Raw genomic sequence first — 19,293 nt, 5'->3', positions numbered from 1 at the left:
CGGGTCTCCGTGGCCGTGACCCGGCCCCCGCCCACGCGCGCGCCGCTCCGGCAGCGTCCGCGGGTCAGGCGCCGTACGGGCCGGGCGGCTGCGGCGGCAGGAATCCCGACGGGCCCTGCCGCGCCCACGGCGGCCCGGCCTGGATGCCCGCCCCGGGCCGCGGCGGGGTGCGCAGGAACGCCTGCCTGGCCAGCGACATCAGTGCGAGCAGCGAGTCGCGGCGGGCCACGAACCAGCGCTGGTCGGCGACGCCCCGGTCGGCGCGCTTGTGCAGCAGCGCCAGCTCCGTCGCGGCGAGCTGGTAGTCGACCATGGCGCGTCCGGCGGGCGCGCCGCCGACCGAGCGGGCCCAGCGGCGGGCGGCGCGGCGCGAGGGGATGGAGCGCAGCATCCGCACGTCCTGCGGCGTCACCAGGCCCGTCCCCGCGTACATCGGCAGGTAGGTCTCGATGCGGCGCACGGTGCCGCGCCGCTCGACGAACACGATGACGATCAGCGCCACCAGGACGCAGAAGTCCAGCAGGTAGACGATGCCGAGGCCGCCGAGCCCGAACGCGGCTGCGCCGTTCCACAGCCCGTGCAGCACCATCGCGCCGAGCAGCCCGGCGAGCGGCGCGACGATCTGACCGCGCCGGTGGGTGGCGGCGTAGGCGACGCCGAGACCGGTCATCGAGGTGAACAGCGGGTGGCTGAGCGGGGCGATCAGGCCGCGCAGGACGAACACCGCCTGGAGCTGCTGCGCGCCGCCGTCCTCGAACGCCCGCGTGTAGTAGGTGACGTTCTCCATCATGGCGAAGCCGAGCCCGACCATGGCCGCGTACATGATCCCGTCGGCGAACCCGTCGATCTCGTTGCGGCGGAACCACAGCATGCCGAACAGGACGGCGCCCTTCAGCGACTCCTCGATGATCGGCGCGCCGACGGCGGCGCTGACGAAGTGGCCCTCCGTCTCGCCGAAGATGGGCACGGTCACGTACAGCATCCCGGCGGTGTTGAGCACGAGGGCGCCCAGCACGGCGACCCCCGCGCCCCACATGAACGAGAAGGCGAGGGCGCGCGGCGGCTCGGGCTCCAGCCGGTCGAGGGTGAGGGCCAGGGCGATCAGCACCGGGATCGGCAGGATCGCGAGGATCACCCCGACCCAGAACCCGGCCCCGCCGAGCGCGGCGTCCGTGCCGAGCGCGACGAGGGCGCACAGCCCCGACACGGTCATGCCGAGGATCAGGCCGACCGGAGGCCGCCCGGGGACACGGCCTTCGAGCACCGCCTTGGGATCCATGCTCGCCATACCGCGAAGCGTAACGGCAGGTCGCACCGATCCGCGAAAGCGCGCCTATCGGTACGGTGCCGGGGTAGAGCGCCGGGTCAGTACAGGAGCGGGTCGACCGCCACGGCGGTGAACAGCAGCGCCAGGTAGACGTTCGACAGGTGGAAGAAGCGCATCGGGCGCAGGTGGACGCCGGTGACCCCGGCGCGCACGGCCTTCAGCAGCCGGTGCCCCTCCGCCAGGAAGACCAGGCCGAGCACCACGGCGACGGCGCCGTACACCGGGCCCATCCCGGCGACGGGCCACAGCAGCAGCGAGCAGGCGACGGTCGCGTAGGTGTACACGAGGCTCTCGACCACGACGCGGCGCTCGGACGCCACGACCGGCAGCATCGGGACCTTGGCGACGGCGTAGTCCTCGCGGTAGCGCATCGCGAGCGTCCAGGTGTGCGGGGGCGTCCACAGGAACACCACGCCGAACAGGACGAGCGGCGTCCAGGCGACGCCGCCGGTGACGGCGGCCCAGCCGATGAGGACGGGCATGCACCCGGCGATGCCGCCCCACACGACGTTCTGCGAGGTGCGCCGCTTGAGCAGCAGCGAGTAGACGAAGACGTAGAACAGGATCGCGAACAGCGAGCCGGCCGCGGCGACCGGGTTGACCGCGAGCAGGAACCCGGCCGTGGACAGCACGGCGAGCGTCACCCCGAAGACCAGGGCGCGGGCCGGGGTGACCTGGTGGCGGGCCAGCGGGCGGCGCCGGGTGCGGCGCATCTTGGCGTCGATGTCGCGGTCGATGTAGCAGTTGATCGCGTTGGCGGCGCCGGCGGACATGGTGCCGAACGCCAGCGTCAGCAGGACGGTGGACAGCGGCGGCACGCCCCGGTCCGCCAGGAACATCACCGGGATGGTCGTGATCAGGAGCAGCTCGATCACGCGCGGCTTGGTCAGCGCCACGTAGGCGCGCACGCTGGCGCCCGGCGTGCGCCGAGCGGTCCGCTCGGCGGGAGGCGGCGCGAGCGGGGACGCGGGCGCCTCCGGCACCTGCTCGTCCAGGTCGATCCCGCGCTTGTTACTGAGCACCGTCACAATCGGGTCCACGTCTGACTAGGGATGAGAAATCGGTACCACCCTGGCGGTGCCCCGCGATCGGGCCGGCCTCGGCTGGGTGCGACTTCGGCTGGGTCGTCTTGCCGCGGCCGCTGGCGTCAGCCGCGCAATCACTGTAGTCCGCCCCCCGCGGGGGCCGCGCACCGGGTCGCCGGACGCGCCGCGGGCGATGGCCGAACGCCCCGCGAGCGATGCCCGGACGCTCCGCGGGCGCGAGCCGGACGCGCCGCGGGCGGGATGCCCGCCGCAACCGCCCGGAGCCGGGGCGACCTCGGATCACCCGCCGGATCACCCGCGCGGGGGGTTAGGCCGCCGGGCGTTCGGGCAAGGGTGCATGAAGCGTCGCGGCCCGGGCCCGGCGCAGCGGTCCTCCGCCCCCGCCTGCGACCGCCCTCCCGCGCGATAGGCTCGCGGCTGGGCGCGGGCTTGATCTTCGCGACCGCGCCCGTGCGGCCGTGCGGGGCGGGGGAAGAGGCGCCGCACCGCCGGGCGTTGTCCTGTGTGGGGGTCGTCTGCGGGGCCGCCGGCGCACAACATTACAGAGTGGTTCTTTGACATCGGTTCGAGAGGAGCCTGGCGTTTCCGTGAGCAGGGACAACAGCACGTTTGAGTGGTCCGACCAGGACCGGCGCGCGGTGGACGTGATCCGCGCCCTCGCCATGGACGCGGTCGAGGAGGCGGGCTCCGGTCACCCAGGCACGGCGATGAGCCTCGCGCCGGCCGCCTACCTTCTCTTCCAGCGGTTCCTGCGGCACGACCCGACGGACCCGCACTGGGCCGGGCGGGACAGGTTCGTGTTGTCCTGCGGCCATTCCAGCCTGACCCTCTACATCCAGCTGTACCTGTCGGGCTACCCGATGACGCTGGACGACCTGAAGTCCCTCCGCAAGTGGGGCAGCCTCACGCCCGGCCACCCCGAGCACGGGCACACCGCGGGCGTTGAGACCACCACCGGCCCCCTCGGGCAGGGCATCGCCAACGCCGTGGGCATGGCGATGGCGGCCCGCCGCGAGCGCGGCCTGTTCGACCCGGACGCGCCCGAGGGCGAGTCCCCCTTCGACCACACCGTCTGGGCGTTCGCGTCCGACGGCGACATCGAGGAGGGCATCAGCCACGAGGCGAGCGCGCTGGCGGCGCACCAGCGCCTCGGCAACCTGGTCCTCCTCTACGACGACAACCACATCTCGATCGAGGACGACACCGCGATCGCGCTGTCGGAGGACGTGCGCGCCCGTTACGCGGCCTACGGCTGGGACGTCCACCACGTCGACTGGACGCAGGACGGCGACTACGAGGAGAACGTCGCCGCGCTGGCGAAGGCGTTCGCCGCGGCCAAGGCCGACACGTCCCGCCCGTCCTTCATCGCGCTCCGCACGATCATCGGCTGGCCGGCGCCGAACAAGAAGAACACCGGCAAGATCCACGGTTCGGCGCTCGGCGCCGACGAGGTCGCCGCGACCAAGCAGATCCTCGGCATGGACCCGGCCGAGAGCTTCCAGGTCCCCGAGGACGTGCTGGCCCACGCCCGCGCCGTGTCCGACCGGGGCCGCGCGGACCACGCCGAGTGGAGCAAGGCGTTCGAGGCGTGGCGCTCCGCGAACCCCGAGCGGGCCGCGGAGTTCGACCGGATCTCCTCGCGGACGCTGCCGGCCGGCTGGGAGAGCGCGCTGCCGGAGTTCGAGGCGGGCAAGTCCATCGCGACCCGCGCGGCGTCCGGCGAGGTGCTGGCGTCGCTGGCGCCGGTGCTGCCGGAACTGTGGGGCGGCTCGGCCGACCTCGCGGAGAGCAACAACACGACGATGAAGGGCGAGCCGTCCTTCATCCCGGAGGAGTTCCAGACCAAGGAGTTCCCCGGCCACCGCTACGGCCGCACGCTGCACTTCGGCGTCCGCGAGCACGCGATGGCCGCGATCTGCAACGGCATCGCGCTGCACGGCGGCACCCGCCCCTACGGCGGCACGTTCCTGATCTTCAGTGACTACATGCGCCCGGCGGTCCGGCTGGCGGCGCTGATGAAGCTGCCGGTCACCTTCGTCTGGACGCACGACTCGATCGGGCTCGGCGAGGACGGCCCGACCCACCAGCCCGTCGAGCACCTGTGGGCGCTGCGGGCGATCCCGGGCCTGGACGTCGTCCGTCCGGCCGACGCCAACGAGACCGCGGTGGCGTGGCGGACGGTCCTGCAGCACACCGACCGCCCGGCCGGCCTGGCGCTGACCCGGCAGAAGCTGGCGACGCTGGAGCGCGGCGGCGAGATCGCCTCCGCCGAGGGCGCCGCCAAGGGCGGCTACGTGCTGGCCGACGCCGACGGCGGGCGGCCCGAGGTGATCCTCATCGCGACCGGCAGCGAGGTGGAGCTGGCGCTGCAGGCGCGCACGACGCTGCAGTCCGAGGGCACCCCGACCCGCGTGGTGTCGATGCCGTGCGTGGAGTGGTTCGAGCAGCAGAGCGACGCCTACCGGCAGGAGGTGCTGCCGCCGGGCGTGCGCGCCCGGGTGTCGGTCGAGGCCGGCGTGGCGCTCGGCTGGCGCGGCTACGTCGGCGACGCCGGCGAGTCGGTGAGCCTGGAGCACTTCGGCGCCTCGGCCGACTACAAGACCCTGTTCCTGCAGTTCGGCATCACGCCCGAGCGCGTGGTGGCGGCGGCCAAGGCCAGCCTCATCCGGGCCGGCGTGCGCCACGCGGGGCAGGGCGAGACGACCGGCAACTGAGTCACGGCCCGCGAGGCGGGCGGCGTCCGCGCACCCCCGCACGCCGCCCGCCCGCCCCGGCGGGGCGATGAAGACGACGACGAGGAGAAGAGCGATGAGCGACATTCTGAAGAAGCTCTCGGGCGAGGGCGTCTCGATCTGGCTGGACGACATCAGCCGGGAGCGGCTGCGCACGGGCAACCTGGCGGAGCTGGTCAAGGACAAGCACGTCGTCGGCGTCACGTCCAACCCGACGATCTTCGCGAAGGCGCTGAGCAAGGGCGACGCCTACGACGAGCAGGTCCGCGACCTCGCGGTGCGCGGCGTGGACGTCGAGGAGGCGGCCCGCGCCATCACCACCTACGACATCCGGTGGGGCTGCGACGTGCTGCGCCCGGTCTACGACCGGACCGAGGGCCTGGACGGCCGCGTGTCGATCGAGGTCGACCCGCGGGTGGCCCGCGACACCCGCCGCACGATCGCCGAGGCGCGGGCGCTGTGGTGGATGGTGGACCGGCCCAACCTGCTCATCAAGATCCCGGCGACGGAGGAGGGCCTGCCGGCGATCACGGCGGTGCTGGCCGAGGGCATCAGCGTGAACGTGACGCTGATCTTCTCGCTGGAGCGCTACGGCAAGGTCATCGACGCGTTCTTCGCCGGGCTGGAGAAGGCCCGGGAGAACGGCCACGACCTGTCGAAGATCGCCTCGGTGGCCTCGTTCTTCGTCAGCCGGGTGGACACCGAGATCGACAAGCGGCTCGACAAGATCGGCTCGGACGAGGCCAAGGCGCTGCGCTCCAAGGCGGGCCTCGCCAACGCCCGGCTCGCCTACGCGCTGTACGAGGAGAAGTCCGCCACCGACCGGTGGAAGGCGCTCAAGGACGCCGGGGCGCGCCCGCAGCGGCCGCTGTGGGCCTCGACCGGCGTGAAGGACCCCGACCTCAGCGACACCCTGTACGTGGACGAGCTGGTCGCGCCGGGCACGGTCAACACGATGCCGGAGGCGACGCTGGTGGCCGAGGCCGACCACGGCCAGGTCCGCGGCGACACCGTCCGGGGCGCCTATGACGACGCCCGCGCGCACATGGCGGCGCTGAAGGACGTCGGCGTCGACTACGACGACGTCGTGCGGGTGCTGGAGGAGGAGGGCGTCGAGAAGTTCGAGGCGTCCTGGACGGAGCTCCTCGACACCATCACCGGCGAGCTGGAGTCCAAGAAGGCCGGCGCGTGACGTCGGTGGTGACCGCCGGGGGGATCTCGGTCACCATCCGCGGCACCGTCGTCGACGAGAGCGAGACGGTCCTGGACCGTCTCGTCTCCGACGGCGTGCCCGGCTCGCTCGCGTCCCGCAACGCCAAGCTGTGGGGTCCGGACGCGGCCCCGCTCGCCGCCCGCCGGCTCGGCTGGCTGGGCCTGCCGGAGACCTCGCGTTACCTGTGCGACCGGCTGTCGGAGCTGGTGGGCGAGGTCCGCTCCGCCGGGCTCGACCGGATCGTGCTGGCGGCGTCCGGGGGTCCGGCGCTGGCGGCGGAGGCGATCTGCCGGACGGCGGGCGCGGACCTGACCGTCCTCGACACCACCGACCCGCACGAGGTGTCCGCCGTCCTGGCCGCCGGCCTGGACCGGACGCTCGTCGTCGTGGCGGACGAGGGCGTCGAGGCCGAATCGCTGCGGCGCGTCTTCGGGCGCGCCTTCTCCGAGGCCGGGCTGAAGGGCGCCGAGCTGGCCCGCCGGTTCGTCGTGGTCGCCGAAGAGGGCTCCGCCCTCCAGCAGGCGGCCCGCGACGTCGGGCACCACTTCGTCCCGGCCGAGGAGGACGTCGACGGCCGGTTCGGCGCGCTCGGCGCGCGGGCGCTGGTCCCGGCGGCGCTCGCGGGAGTGGACGTCGGGTCCCTGCTGGACGAGGCGTCCCGGCTCGCGGCGGTGCTGCGGCAGTCCTACGACAACCCGGCGCTGGCGCTCGGCGCGGCGCTGGCCTCCTCGGCGCTCGGCTCCCGCGACAAGCTGGTGATCGCCGACCTCGGGTCCGGCCTGGAGGGCTTCGCCGCGTGGGCGGAGCAGCTGGTCGCCGGGGCGATGGGCAAGGACGGCAAGGGTCTGCTCCCGGTCGTGGTGGAGGGCGTCGACGCGCCCGGCTTCGAGCTGACCGGCGACCTGCGGCGCGTCATCCTGGGCCGCCGCCCGGACGAGCCGGGCCCCGGGCGCGAGGCGGGGGTGAGCGTCGCCGGGCCGCTCGGCGGGCAGTTCCTGCTGTGGGAGTACGCGGTCGCGGTGGCGTGCCGGGTGATCGGGGTCGACCCGTTCACCGAGCCCGACGTCGGCGAGTCGCGGGAGAGCACGGCGGCGCTGCTGCGCTCGGAGGAGGGCGCCGCGCCGACGGTGGTACACCGGCCCCCCGAGCTGGTCGAGGGCGCCGTCGAGGTGCACGCCCCCGAGGACGCGCTGCGCGGCGCGCGGACCCTCACCGAGGCGCTGGACGTCCTGCTGGAGGACATCGAGGACGGCGGCTACCTCGCCCTCCTGGCCTACCTCGACCGGACCGCGGACGCCGCGGCGGCGGAGCTGCGGCCGCTGCTGGCGGCGCGGGCCGCCAAGGTCCGCCGCAATCCCGCCCCCGTCACCTTCGGCTGGGGGCCCCGCTGCCTGCACACGGCCGGGCAGTACCACAAGGGCGGCCCGGCGAACGGCGCGTTCCTGATGGTCACCGGTGCCGTCTCCGGCGACGTCCCCGTGCCGGGCAGGCCCTACAGCCTCGGCGAGCTGCAGCTCGCCGAGGCGTTCGGCGACCTGCGGGTGCTGCGGTCGCTCGGCCGTCCCGCCTTCCGGATCCACCTGCGCGACCGCGCCGAGGGACTCGACCGGCTCGCGGCCGCGCTGGGCTGACCGACCGGGTCCGGCCGCGTCGACTCACCGCGACCGGCCGGATCCGGGACGCGACCAAGAAGATCGATGGAGATGGTCGCGAATGCCCTTTCTCTCCTGAAACGATGGGGGCCGGGAGGGAACGGTGTCAGGATTCGACGTACTCACGCGCGGTGACGTGCTGGACTCGGCGCTGCAGGCGCGGGACTACCTCGTGAGCTGCGGCGTCCCCGGTGCGCTGGCCGCCAAGGACCCCCAGCTGTGGGGGCGGCGGGCGGTCGACCACAGCCGGCTGGGCTGGCTCGACCTGCCGTTCGCCTCCCGCGGGCTGCTGAACCAGGTCGGCGGGCTGGTGGCGGAGGCGCGGTACTCGGGCCTCGACCATGTGGTGCTGATCGGCGTCGGCGCGGAGAGCCTCGCCGCGCAGGCCGTCGTGGAGGCGCAGGCGCCCGCGATGGCGGGCGCCGGCGGCGCGGCCGAGCGGCCGTCCGGCGAGCTGACCGTGCTGGACGGCGGCGACACCGCCGCGCTCGCGTTCGCGATGGAGCGGCTCGACCGCACGCTGGTCGTGCTGGCCAGCAAGGCGGGCGTGTCCCTGGAGGGCGACGCCTACCGCCGGATCTTCGCGGCCGCGTTCCGGGAGCGGGGCCTGTCGGAGCGGGAGATCGCGAGCCGGTTCCTCGTCATCACCGACCACGGCAGCCCGCTGCACGACTTCGCCCGCCAGTGCGGCTACCGGATCGGGCTGACCGACCCCTACCTGCCCGGGCACTACGGCGCCCTGTCCGCCTACGGGCTCGTCCCCGCCGTGCTGGCGGGCGCGGACGCCGACCGGCTCCTGGAGGAGGCGGCGTCGCTCGTGCCGTCGCTGTCCAGGAACGAGGACAACCCGGGCCTGCTGCTCGGCGCCGTCATCGGCGGCTGCGCGCAGCAGGGGCCGGGCGGCCTCGCCCGCGACAAGGTGCTGCTGCGCGAACCGGGCGGGCCGGGCGCGCTGAGCGCGTGGATCGCCCAGCTGCTCGCGGTCGGCACCGGCAAGCGGGGGCGCGGCGTGCTGGCCTTCGAGCCGCCCGGCGGCCGGGGCGACTTCCCCGACGTGCACGGCGTGTCGGTCAATCCGCGGTCGGCGGCGCAGGACGAGTCCGACACCTCGGTGTGGGCGCCGCTCGGCGCGCAGTTCCTGCTGTGGGAGTACGCGACGGCGGTCGCCGGGTGGCTGCTCGGCGTGAACCCGTTCGAGGCGGGCAGCGCGGTCGTCCAGGAAGCCGAGGACGACGCCGCCACGCTGCTGCGCACGGTCGCGACCGGGTCGCTCACGGCGGAGCGGCCGGTGTACGTCGAGGACGACATCGAGGTGCACGCCGACTTCCCGTGGCCGCCCGGCGCCGAGCTGCAGACCGTCCTCGGCGGCCTGGTCGCCTCGGTGCCGTCCGACGGCTACCTCGCGGTCATGACGTACCTGTCGGGCGACTTCTCCGGGCGCTACCTCGCGCCGTCGCTGGCCCGCGCGTCCGGGCGCCCCGTCGCCTACGGGCCGGGACCCGGCTACCCGCACGCCACGGGTCCGGTGCACAAGGACGGTCCGGGCAACGGCGCGTTCCTGATCATCACCGGCGATCCCGCGCCGGGCGACGCGCTGGCCGCGCACCCCGTCCCCGGGCGCCCCTACAGCCTGGCGCAGCTGCAGATCGCGCGCGCCCTCGGGGAGCTGCGGGCGCTGCGCGCGCGGCGGCTGCCGGTCATCCGGCTGCACCTGCGCAACCCGGTGGACGGCGCGGGACGGCTGATCGAGGCGGTCCGCGCGGTGGCGGGGGCGCGCAGACCGTGAGCTTCACCGCCGTCGTCTCGGGGGAGACGGCCATCACCGCTCGCGGTCCGCTGAAGGAGGCCGCCGAGCGGGTCCTGGGAAGGTTGTGGATCGACCAGGTGCCGGTCCGGCTCGCCTCGGAGGACGCGTCGCTGTGGCCGTCGGCGGCCACCGCCGGCGTGGAGGGCCGCCCGCTGTGCTGGCCGGGGCAGCCCGGTCCCGGCCGCGCGGTGTTGGAACGTGCCGAACAGCTGCGCGCGCGGGCCCGCGAGGACGGGCTGACCGACGTGGTGCTGCTCGGCGGCGGCGCCCCGGCCCGCGCCGCAGAGCTGATCGTCCGCGCCGGCGGAGCACCCGCGCCGGACGGCCGCGGCTCGCTGACGGTGCTGGACGGCCCCGACCCCGGGCCGCCGCTGCGCCTCAGGGAGGACCCGGAGCGGCTGAACCGGACGGCGTTCGTGGTGACCGGCGGTGACCCGGCCACCGAGGCGCTGCGCGAGGTGTTCGCGGAGGCGCTGCGGGAGGAGGGCCTGTCCCCCGCCGGGATCGCGCGGCGGTTCGTGACGGTCGCCGAGCCGCGCGCGGCGGCGGCCGGGCACGCGGCGGAGGCGGGGCACGCGCTGGTGGAGGCTCCGGCGCCCACCGCGTTCGGCGCGCTGTCCCCCTACGCGCTGGTGCCCGCGGCGCTCGCGGGCGCCGACGTCGGGGCGCTGCTGGAGGAGGCCACCGCCGTCCTGCCGTCGCTCACGCGGCCGGAGCACAATCCGGGGCTCGTGCTCGGCGCCATCCTCGGCGGAGCGGCCCGGGCCGGGCGGCGGACGGCCGTGCTCGGCGGCTACCCGGCGGCGCTGCCGGGCATCGCCGGGTGGGCGGCGCTGCTGCTGCGGGAGGCGGCGCGCGGTCGGCTGGTGCCGGTCGTCCAGGACGGGGGCCTGCCGTTGCAGCCCGACGACGACCTTTTCCTGCTGACGTTCGACGGCCGCCCGCACCAGGACGACGCCACGGTCGCCGGGCCGCTCGCCGCGCAACTCGTCGTATGGGAGTACGCCGCCGCGGTGGCGTCCTACCTGCTGGAGGCCGACCCGCTGGCGGCGGCGGAACGGCCCGCCCCGATGACGCTGGACGACGGGACCGGCGAGCCGCTGTTCGCCGACGGCGACCCCGGCCAGGCGGTCGAGGCCCGCACGGCCGTCCCCGCGCTGGCCGGCGCGTCCGGGCTCACCGGGCTGCTGGACGCGCTGGCCGGTCGCGTCGGACGGGGCGAGCACCTCGTGCTGGTCGCCCACCTCGACCCGGACGAGGCGCGCGGCCAGGGCGCGCAGGTGCGCCGGCTCGCCGCGCTGCTCGCCGCGCGCTGCGGGCGGCCGGTGCGGGTGGACTGGGGCACGCGGCCGCCCGCGACCGGAAATGATCACCCGGACGGATGCGTTTACCTTCTGGTGACCGGGAACGTCGTCCGCGACGTGCCGGTCCCCGGCCGGCACCACACGCTCGGCATGCTGCAGCTCGCGCGGGCGCTGGGGGACGCCCGCGACGCGTGCGCGGCGGGCCGCCCGGTGGTCCGGCTCCACCTGCAGAACCGCTGGGCGGGGCTGGCCCGGCTGCTCGACGCCGCCAGAGGAGACATATGAGCGCGCACACCGGGAACCGGCGAAGACCGTGGCCGGACAGGGGGCGATACCGAGTTGGGGCCCGCGATACGAGTTGGGGCAGGATGCTTGAAGCAGTAGTCGAAGAAGGCGCAGTGCGATCAGAGGGGGCCACGTGACCAACACAGCCAATCCGCTCCGCGACCCGCGGGACAAGCGCCTGCCGCGGGTGGCCGGGCCGTGCGTGCTCGTGCTGTTCGGTGTCACCGGGGACCTGTCGCGCAAGAAGCTCCTCCCGGCGATCTACGATCTGGCGAACCGGGGGCTGCTGCCGCCGGGCTTCTCCCTGGTGGGATTCGCTCGGCGCGACTGGGAGAACGAGGACTTCCGCCAGATCGCCTACGAGTCCGTCAAGGCCCACGCGCGGACCCCGTTCCGCGAGGACGTGTGGACGCACCTGATGGAGGGCATGCACTTCGTCCCCGGTGAGTTCAGCGACCCGGGCGCATTCGACGCGCTGGCGATGGCGGTCAAGGAGCTGGACGAGAGCCGCGGCACCGGGGGCAACTACGCGTTCTACCTGTCGATCCCCCCGAAGTTCTTCCCGCAGGTCGTCGAGCAGCTGCAGCGCAGCGGCCTCGCCGACCGCAAGGAGGGCTCCTGGCGCCGGGTCGTCATCGAGAAGCCCTTCGGCCGCGACCTGAAGACCGCGGTGGAGCTGAACGACACCGTGCACCGCGTGTTCCCCGAGGAGGCGATCTTCCGGATCGACCACTACCTCGGCAAGGAGACGGTGCAGAACATCCTGGCCCTGCGGTTCGCCAACACGATGTTCGAGCCGATCTGGAACCGCTCCTTCGTCGACCACGTGCAGATCACGATGGCCGAGGACATCGGGATCGGCGGCCGGGCCGGGTACTACGACGGCATCGGCGCCGCCCGCGACGTCATCCAGAACCACCTGCTCCAGCTGCTGGCGCTCACCGCGATGGAGGAGCCGACCTCGTTCAGCGCCGACGCCGTCCGCGCCGAGAAGGCCAAGATCCTTTCCGCGGTGCGGGTGCGGGGCGACCTGGCCCAGTCGACGGCGCGCGGGCAGTACGCGGCGGGCTGGCAGGGCGGTGTGAGCGTCCGGGGGTACCTGGAGGAGGAGGGCATCCCCGCCGACTCGCGCACCGAAACCTACGCGGCGGTCAAGCTGGAGATCGACAACCGCCGCTGGGCGGGCGTCCCGTTCTACCTGCGCACCGGCAAGCGGCTGAGCCGCCGGGTCACGGAGGTGGCGATGGTGTTCCAGCAGGCTCCGCACCTGCCGTTCTCGCACACCGACACCGAGGAGCTCGGGCAGAACGCCCTGGTGATGCGGGTGCAGCCGGACGAGGGCATCACGGTCCGGTTCGGCTCGAAGGTGCCCGGCACCTCGATGGAGATCCGCGACGTCAACATGGACTTCGCCTACGGCGAGTCCTTCACCGAGGCCTCGCCCGAGGCCTACGAGCGGCTGCTGCTCGACGTGCTGATCGGCGACCCGCCGCTGTTCCCCCGGCAGGAGGAGGTCGAGCTGTCCTGGAAGATCCTCGACCCCATCGAGGAGTACTGGGCCAGCCGGGGCGGCCTCGACCAGTACAAGGCCGGCGGCTACGGGCCCGACAGCGCCGACGAGCTGATGGCGCGGGACGGCCGAACCTGGAGGCGGCTCTAGATGAACATCGATCTGACCGGCACGACGACCCGCAAGATCCAGGACGCGCTGACGCAGTCCCGGCATCTGATGGGCGGCCCGGCCGTCGGCATGGTGCTCACACTGATCATCGTGACGGACGAGTCGGCGCAGTACGACGCGGTGCGCGCCGCGACCGAGGCGGCGCGCGAGCACCCCTGCCGGGTGCTGACCGTCATCTCCCGCGACCCGCGGGGCAACTCCTCGCGGCTCGACGCGGAGATCCGGATGGGCGAGACCGGCCCCGGCGAGACGGTGCTGCTGCGCATGTACGGGCCGCTCGCCGAGCACGCCGACTCCGTCGTCGTGCCGCTGCTGATGCCCGACACCCCGGTGGTGACGTGGTGGCCCGGCGGCAAGGTGCCGAAGGTGCCCGCCAAGGACCCGCTGGGCCGGCTGGCGCAGCGCCGGGTGACCGACGCCTACGCGGCCCGCGACCGGCTCGGCACCCTGGCCCAGCTCGCCGAGGGCTACCGGCCGGGCGACACCGACTTCACCTGGACGCGGCTGACCTCCTGGCGGTCGCTGCTGGCGGCCGCGCTCGACCAGGAGCACGACGAGATCACCTCGGGCGAGGTGATGGCCGAACCGGACTCCCCGAGCGCGGAGCTGCTGGCGGCGTGGCTGTCGGTCCGGCTCGGCGTCCCGGTGGACCGGACGGTCTCCGAGGGCCCCGGCATCACCGGCGTCCGGCTGGTGACGACGGGCGGCGACCTGGTCATCGACCGCCCGGACGGGCGGGTCGCGACGCTGTGCCGCCCCGGCCAGCCCGACCGGCAGGTGTCGCTGATGCGGCGGCCGATGGCGGAGCTGCTGGCCGAGGAGCTGCGGCGCCTCGACCCCGACGAGGTCTACCGCGACGCCGCCGCCCGGTTCGCCAAGGACCTGGCGGGCGGGACGCAGAAGCCGGGCGTGGCGAGCGAGCCGGTGTCGGCGACGTCCGACGCGGCCGCGCCGCCCAGGAAGCAGGCGACGGCCAAGCGGGCGGGAGCCGGGCAGGCGGACTCGAAGCAGGCGGACTCGAAGCAGCCGGCGCGCAAGGGCCGCGGCAGGACGGGGGACGCGTGACCGCCCCGACCGTCCTGGTCCACCGCGACCAGGCCCTGCTCGCCGAGGCGGCCGCCGCCCGGTTCGTGACGCGGATCGCCGACGCCCAGGCGGCGCGGGGCACGGCGTCGGTGGTGCTCACCGGCGGCGGCGTCGGCACGGCGGTGCTCGCCGCGCTGGCCGCCTCCGGCGCCCGCGACGCGGTCGACTGGGGCCGGCTCGACCTGTGGTGGGGCGACGAGCGCTTCCTGCCCGCCGGAGACCCCGAGCGCAACGAGACCGGGGCGCGGGCGGCGCTGCTCGACCACGTCCCGCTGGACCCGGCGCGGGTCCACGCGATGCCGGCGGCCGACGGCCCGGACGGCGACGACCCGGACGCCGCGGCCGAGCGGTACGCCGCCGAGCTGCGGTCCGCCGCCGGAACGGGGGGCGGACCGGTCCCGGCCTTCGACGTGGTGATGCTGGGCGTCGGCCCCGACGCGCACGTGGCGTCGCTGTTCCCGGAGCTGCCGGCGCTGCGCGACGAGGGAGCGGTGGCGGCGGTGCGGGGCGCCCCGAAGCCGCCCCCGACCCGGATCTCGCTGACGTTCCCCTCCCTGCGCGCCGCGGACGAGGTGTGGCTGCTGGCGGCGGGCGAGTCCAAGGCGAAGGCCATCGGGCTCGGGCTGGCGCCGGACGCGGACCCCTTCCACGTCCCGTGCGCGGGGGCCCGCGGGCGGAGCCGGACCCTGTTCCTGCTCGACCGGGCCGCCGCGTCCGAGCTTCCGCCGGGTACGGGGCGCGTCATCGCCCCTTGAACCCCGCGTGAAGTAAGGCCCGTACACCTGGGAGAAGACTGAACAGTAGCGGTGCTCCCGCATGCCTCGGCCGAAAGCGTGCATACCTTCACCAAGGGAAAACCCGCGTCGAGCGTGAGGAGTTCTCAGGTGCTCAAGGGTCGGACCGGGACGGTGGGAGCGGCGGTCGCCGGGGCGGCGGTGATCGCCGCCGCGGGCTGCTCGTCCGGTGGCGGTGGAGGAGGGGGCGGTGACGGCGGCGAGGCCGGGGACGCGGTGAAGCTCGCCGTCACGCCCGCCACCGGGACGCGGCAGGCGGCCCCGGACAAACCGGTCACCGTCACGGCGGACAACGGCACGCTCACGAGCGTGACCGTCACCTACGGCAAGAAGGGCGCGAAGGCCGCGGGGAAGCTCGCCGCCGACAGGAAGTCGTGGACGTCGTCGTGGACGCTGCGGCCGTCCACGACGTACACGGTCACGGCCAAGGCCACCGGGGACGGCGGCAAGCAGGCCACGACGACGTCGACGTTCACGACGCTGACGCCGCGCAGGAAGCTGGAGAGCGGCATGTCGCCGCTGGACGGCGAGACCGTCGGCGTCGGCATGCCCGTCCAGCTGCTGCTGTCCAAGCCGGTGAGCACCAAGGCCGGCAAGGCGGCGGTGGAGAAGGCCCTCGAGGTCCGCATGTCCAAGCCGGTCGAGGGCGCCTGGTCCTGGATCGGCGACAAGGAGGTCGACTTCCGGCCCCGCGACTACTGGCCGTCCGGGCAGAAGGTGGAGGTCGTCGCGCACCTGGCGGGGCTGAACGCCGGCGGGGGCATGTACGGGATGAAGGACCGCACCGTCGGCTTCACCGTCGGGCCGCGTCACATCACCACCGTCGACGCCAAGAAGCACCGGGCGACGGTCACCGACGGCGGCAGGACGGTGCGGACGATGAAGGTGAGCCTCGGCAAGCCGGGCCACGACAGCTACAGCGGCACCATGATCGCGCAGGAGAAGGCGGCGCACATCGTCATGGACTCGGCCACCACCGGCGACCCCGGCGAGTACCGGATCCCGACGAAGTGGAACGTCCGGCTCACCTACAGCGGGACGTTCGTCCACTCGGCGCCGTGGTCGACCGACGCGCAGGGCAACGACAACGTCAGCCACGGGTGCGTGAACGCCTCCCCGGGCGACGCCAAGTGGTTCTACGACTTCACCAACCGGGGCGACGTGGTGAAGGTGACCGGCACGTCGCGGCAGCTCCAGTTCGGGAACGGGCCGACGCCGTGGGCGAAGTCCTGGGACGCATGGCTGAAGGGCAGCGCGGTGGGCGAGCCGGTCATGGGCACGCCCCTCGCCTGAGGCCACCGGTGCCGTCCGCGACCCCACTGGCACACTTGGTGCCATGCAGAAGCTCTCGTTGGACGCACAGGTCCGGGGCCTGATGAAGCGCGCCGCCGCGGCCTCGACCGGGCGCGGCGCCGAGACCGTGTACGGCGGGCACGAGCACGTCCTGCGCCAGACGCTGATCGCCATGACGGCGGGCACGGCGCTGGCGGAGCACGAGAGCCCCGGCGAGGCGACGGTCCTGGTCATGCAGGGCCGCGTGCGGCTGGTGGCCGGCCAGGACTCCTGGGACGGCATCGCCGGGGACCTGCTGATCATCCCGGACGCGCGGCACAGCCTGGAGGCGCTGGAGGACGCCGCGGTGCTGCTCACCGTGGCCAAGCCCGGCTGACCGGGCGGTGAGGCGCCGGGCCGGGCCGCCCGATGTCGGGCGGCCCGGCCCGGCGCCTCCGGGAGGGGCGCCGCGCCTCAGTCGCAGGTGAAGTCCCGCGCGGGAAGGCGGCCGGTCAGCAGGTAGCCGTTGACCGTGTCCATGACGCAGGCGTTCGGGTAGCCGCGCTGGTAGGGCGCGTGGACGTCGGCGTCCAGCGTGACCATCCGCGATCCGCGCAGCAGCCCGTGCAGAGCCTGGTTGCTCGCGTAGATCGTGCGGGTGTCGCCGGTCGCGGCCACCATCAGCGCGGGCAGCCGCCCGCCGACCTCGGTCGGCCGCTCCGCGGGCCGCGCGGGCCAGAACGCGCACGGGTTGACGTCGCGGGTCAGGGGCGCGAACAGCGGGCTGGCCGCCCGGTTCCGCTCGATGTCGCGCCGGTAGGACTCCGGATCGCGCGACGCCGTCGCGTCCCCGCAGATGATGGCGGTCTGCCCGCTCCCGTACACCGATTCGGCACCGGTGAGCAGGAACTTGAGTTCCTCGTCCAGTTCCTTGGTCGGCTGGACGCTCTCCCCCGCCGCGGCCTTGACGAAGACGCGCAGCGACTCCGCCAGCGTGGCCCTGGCCTGGTCCTCGTCGGTGCCGAGGTCGTTGAACAGCACGGCCGGCAGCACGGTGTCGTCCACGCGGTACGGGCCGACGGCGAGGGGCTTCCCGCCGGCCGCCCTGACGAGCCCGCGCACGGTGCCGAGGACTTCGTCGCGGGTGCCGCCGAGGCCGTAGGCCGCGTCGCGCTTCGCCGCCCATGCGGCCCACGCGGCGAGCGCGTGGTCGTTGGCGCCCTCGGTGCCGGCCAGCAGGCGCGGGCCGAAGCCGGCCGGGTCGACCGAGCTGTCGAGGACGACGCGGTCGAGGCGGCCGGGGAACATCGTCGCGTACACCGACCCGAGGTAGGTGCCGTAGGACGCGCCGTTGTAGGAGACCTTCCGCTCGCCGAGCGCCCCCCGGACGATGTCCATGTCGCGGGCGATGTTGCGCGTGCTGGTGTGCGGCAGGACGCCGGCGTCGGTCCGCGCGCAGCGGTCGGCGAGGTCCTTGGCGAACGCCGCGGACCGGTCGAAGGAGCGGCGGCTCTCCCCCGCCGACCGGATCCACGTCCCGGCGGGCCAGTGGCAGTCCACCGCGGCGCTGCGGCCGAGCGAGCGCGGGTCCATCCCCACCAGGTCGTACCGAGGACCGGCCTTCCCCATGAGGGAGCGCATGTAGGGCGGCATGTCGAGGGCGGGCCCCGGGCCTCCCCCGTTGAGGATCATCGTGCCGATGCGGTGGGCGCGGTCGGACGCCTTCAGGCGGGAGATCGCCACGGTGATGGTGCGGCCCTCGGGACGGCGGTAGTCGAGCGGGACGGTGACGTCCGCGCACCGGGCGCCCGCCTTGTCGAGCTCCTTGCCGACCTCGTCACCAGCGTCGAGGGTGCACTTCTTCCAGTCCAGCCGCTGGTCGTAGAAGCGGGCGAGACCGCCCTTCCCGGTCGTGGCCGCTGCTGGAGCGGCGACCGGCGCACCGGTCGGTGCGGCGGCCGGTGCGGCTGCCCCGTCGCAGAAGGCCGTCTCGACGAGCCGCATCTGGTCGTCGAACGCCTCCTGGGTGGACGGGTTCTCGTTGAGGGCGACCGTCACGCGGCGCCCGGACGGCGCGACGCCCGAGACGGTGACGTAGCTTTCGAGGCCGCCGGCGTGCCCCCACCAGGCGCCGCCGCAGCGCAGCGGTGTCCCGATCAGGCCGAGACCGTAGGCCGCGCCGTCCCAGACGCGGTCGGGGTCGGCGGGGACCGTCTGCCGCATCTGGGCGAGCATCTCGGAGGGCAGCAGGCGGCCGCCCATCAGCGCGCCGAAGAAGGCGTTCAGGTCGCGGGGGCTGGAGATCAGCGCGCCCCCGGCCCAGGCCACCGTCGTGTTCATCTCGGTGTAGTCGCTCCACCGGACGGTCCCGTCGCGCTCCTCGCGCAGGTAGCCGCGCGCGTGCGCCCCCCTGATCCGGGTCTGGTCGCCCGGCCAGTAGGTGTCGCGGAGCCGCAGCGGCCGGATGATCCGGCGGCGGACCTCGTCCTCCAGGCTGTGCCCGCTCGCCTTCTCCGCGATGAGGCCCGCGATGACGTAGTTGGTGGTCGAGTAGTGCCAGCCGGACCCCGGCGGCGGGAGCGTCAGCGCCCGGTCGACCAGTTCTCCGGGCTCGAAGTGCCGGAAGCGGTACCCGTCCGAGTCCGGGAAGGTGTCCATGTGGTCGGGCAGGCCGCTGGTGTGCCGCAGCAGGCTCCGCACGGTGATCTTCCGGCCGTCGTAGCCGCCCCGGTCGAGCAGACCGGGCAGGTAGCGCTCGACCGGGGCGTCCAGCGAGATCCGGCCCTCCCGCGCCAGCTGGAGCACGGTGACGGCCGTGAACGTCTTGGTGATGCTGGCGACCCGTACGCGCAGGTCCGCGCTCATCGGCCTCCCCGTGCGGCGGTCGGCCACCCCGCTGCCGGCCTTCCACGTCCCGCACGCGGGATCGTCGACGCGCACGGCGGCGCCCGTGAGCCCGTGCGTTCCGGTCAGCCGCTCCAGTGCCCGCGGGGTCGCCGCGCGGTCGGCGCAGCCGGCCGGCGCCGGCTCGGCTCGCGCGGGTGCCGGGACGGCGGCGGCCGCGGCGATCGCGGCCCCCGCCGCCAGCACCGCG

Annotated in this window: 13 protein-coding genes; 10 read left to right on the top strand and 3 right to left on the bottom strand. The window is 74.4% G+C overall.

The window, feature by feature from the left end; all coding sequences use genetic code 11:
* Window positions 1-64: 64 nt before the first annotated feature.
* On the bottom strand, window positions 65-1,288 hold the full coding sequence (locus ABD944_RS26530) for a PrsW family intramembrane metalloprotease (RefSeq protein ID WP_345181029.1): 1,224 nt from the start codon (window positions 1,286-1,288) through the stop codon (window positions 65-67).
* Window positions 1,289-1,365: 77 nt separating this feature from the next.
* A complete protein-coding gene (locus ABD944_RS26525) occupies window positions 1,366-2,355 on the bottom strand; it encodes a heme o synthase (protein WP_378187566.1) in 990 nt (329 codons plus the stop codon).
* A gap of 605 nt (window positions 2,356-2,960) precedes the next feature.
* On the opposite strand from ABD944_RS26525, the gene tkt reads away from it, so the two are divergent.
* The 10 genes from tkt (at window position 2,961) to ABD944_RS26475 (ending at window position 16,596) form a co-directional block, all read left to right on the top strand.
* Window positions 2,961-5,087 (top strand): transketolase, encoded by a 2,127-nt coding sequence (gene tkt / locus ABD944_RS26520; RefSeq protein WP_345181027.1) that lies wholly within the window; start codon window positions 2,961-2,963, stop codon window positions 5,085-5,087.
* A 94-nt stretch (window positions 5,088-5,181) separates the two neighbouring features.
* Window positions 5,182-6,297 (top strand): transaldolase, encoded by a 1,116-nt coding sequence (tal, locus tag ABD944_RS26515; RefSeq protein ID WP_345181025.1) that lies wholly within the window; start codon window positions 5,182-5,184, stop codon window positions 6,295-6,297.
* Window positions 6,294-7,949: a glucose-6-phosphate isomerase gene (locus ABD944_RS26510; protein ID WP_345181023.1), complete on the top strand. Its 1,656-nt coding sequence runs from the start codon at window positions 6,294-6,296 to the stop codon at window positions 7,947-7,949. The genes tal and ABD944_RS26510 overlap by 4 nt, the downstream gene beginning before the upstream one ends.
* Before the next feature lie 124 nt (window positions 7,950-8,073).
* On the top strand, window positions 8,074-9,756 hold the full coding sequence (locus tag ABD944_RS26505; protein WP_345181020.1) for a phosphoheptose isomerase: 1,683 nt from the start codon (window positions 8,074-8,076) through the stop codon (window positions 9,754-9,756).
* Window positions 9,753-11,366, top strand: a complete 1,614-nt coding sequence (locus ABD944_RS26500; protein ID WP_345181017.1) for a glucose-6-phosphate isomerase — start codon at window positions 9,753-9,755, stop codon at window positions 11,364-11,366. Before ABD944_RS26505 ends, ABD944_RS26500 begins: the two co-directional genes overlap by 4 nt.
* Before the next feature lie 133 nt (window positions 11,367-11,499).
* A complete protein-coding gene (gene zwf / locus ABD944_RS26495; protein WP_345181016.1) occupies window positions 11,500-13,026 on the top strand; it encodes a glucose-6-phosphate dehydrogenase in 1,527 nt (508 codons plus the stop codon).
* Window positions 13,027-14,112, top strand: coding sequence for a glucose-6-phosphate dehydrogenase assembly protein OpcA (gene opcA, locus ABD944_RS26490; RefSeq protein WP_345181013.1), 1,086 nt, complete (start codon window positions 13,027-13,029; stop codon window positions 14,110-14,112).
* Complete coding sequence (gene pgl, locus ABD944_RS26485) at window positions 14,109-14,888, top strand: 6-phosphogluconolactonase (protein WP_345181011.1); 780 nt, start codon at window positions 14,109-14,111, stop codon at window positions 14,886-14,888. Before opcA ends, pgl begins: the two co-directional genes overlap by 4 nt.
* 129 nt (window positions 14,889-15,017) lie before the next feature.
* Window positions 15,018-16,220 (top strand): L,D-transpeptidase, encoded by a 1,203-nt coding sequence (locus ABD944_RS26480; RefSeq protein WP_345181009.1) that lies wholly within the window; start codon window positions 15,018-15,020, stop codon window positions 16,218-16,220.
* 43 nt (window positions 16,221-16,263) lie between these two features.
* Window positions 16,264-16,596: a cupin domain-containing protein gene (locus ABD944_RS26475; RefSeq protein WP_345181007.1), complete on the top strand. Its 333-nt coding sequence runs from the start codon at window positions 16,264-16,266 to the stop codon at window positions 16,594-16,596.
* A gap of 77 nt (window positions 16,597-16,673) precedes the next feature.
* On the opposite strand, the gene ABD944_RS26470 is transcribed toward ABD944_RS26475, so the two are convergent.
* The coding region (locus ABD944_RS26470; RefSeq protein WP_345181004.1) for an alpha/beta fold hydrolase at window positions 16,674-19,293 on the bottom strand (2,620 nt) is incomplete at its 5' end.

The organism is Actinomadura verrucosospora (assembly GCF_039540335.1).
Lineage (GTDB): Bacteria > Actinomycetota > Actinomycetes > Streptosporangiales > Streptosporangiaceae > Spirillospora > Spirillospora verrucosospora.
Note: the sequence above shows the minus strand (reverse complement) of the source record. Positions and strands in the feature narration are given on the sequence as shown.

Excerpts from the sequence above, each read along its gene's own strand:
- ABD944_RS26530 (WP_345181029.1), bottom strand. The coding sequence starts at position 1,288 with ATGGCGAGCATGGATCCCAAGGCGGTGCTCGAAGGCCGTGTCCCCGGG.
- tal (WP_345181025.1), top strand. The coding sequence starts at position 5,182 with ATGAGCGACATTCTGAAGAAGCTCTCGGGCGAGGGCGTCTCGATCTGG.
- opcA (WP_345181013.1), top strand. The coding sequence starts at position 13,027 with ATGAACATCGATCTGACCGGCACGACGACCCGCAAGATCCAGGACGCG.
- ABD944_RS26475 (WP_345181007.1), top strand. The coding sequence starts at position 16,264 with ATGCAGAAGCTCTCGTTGGACGCACAGGTCCGGGGCCTGATGAAGCGC.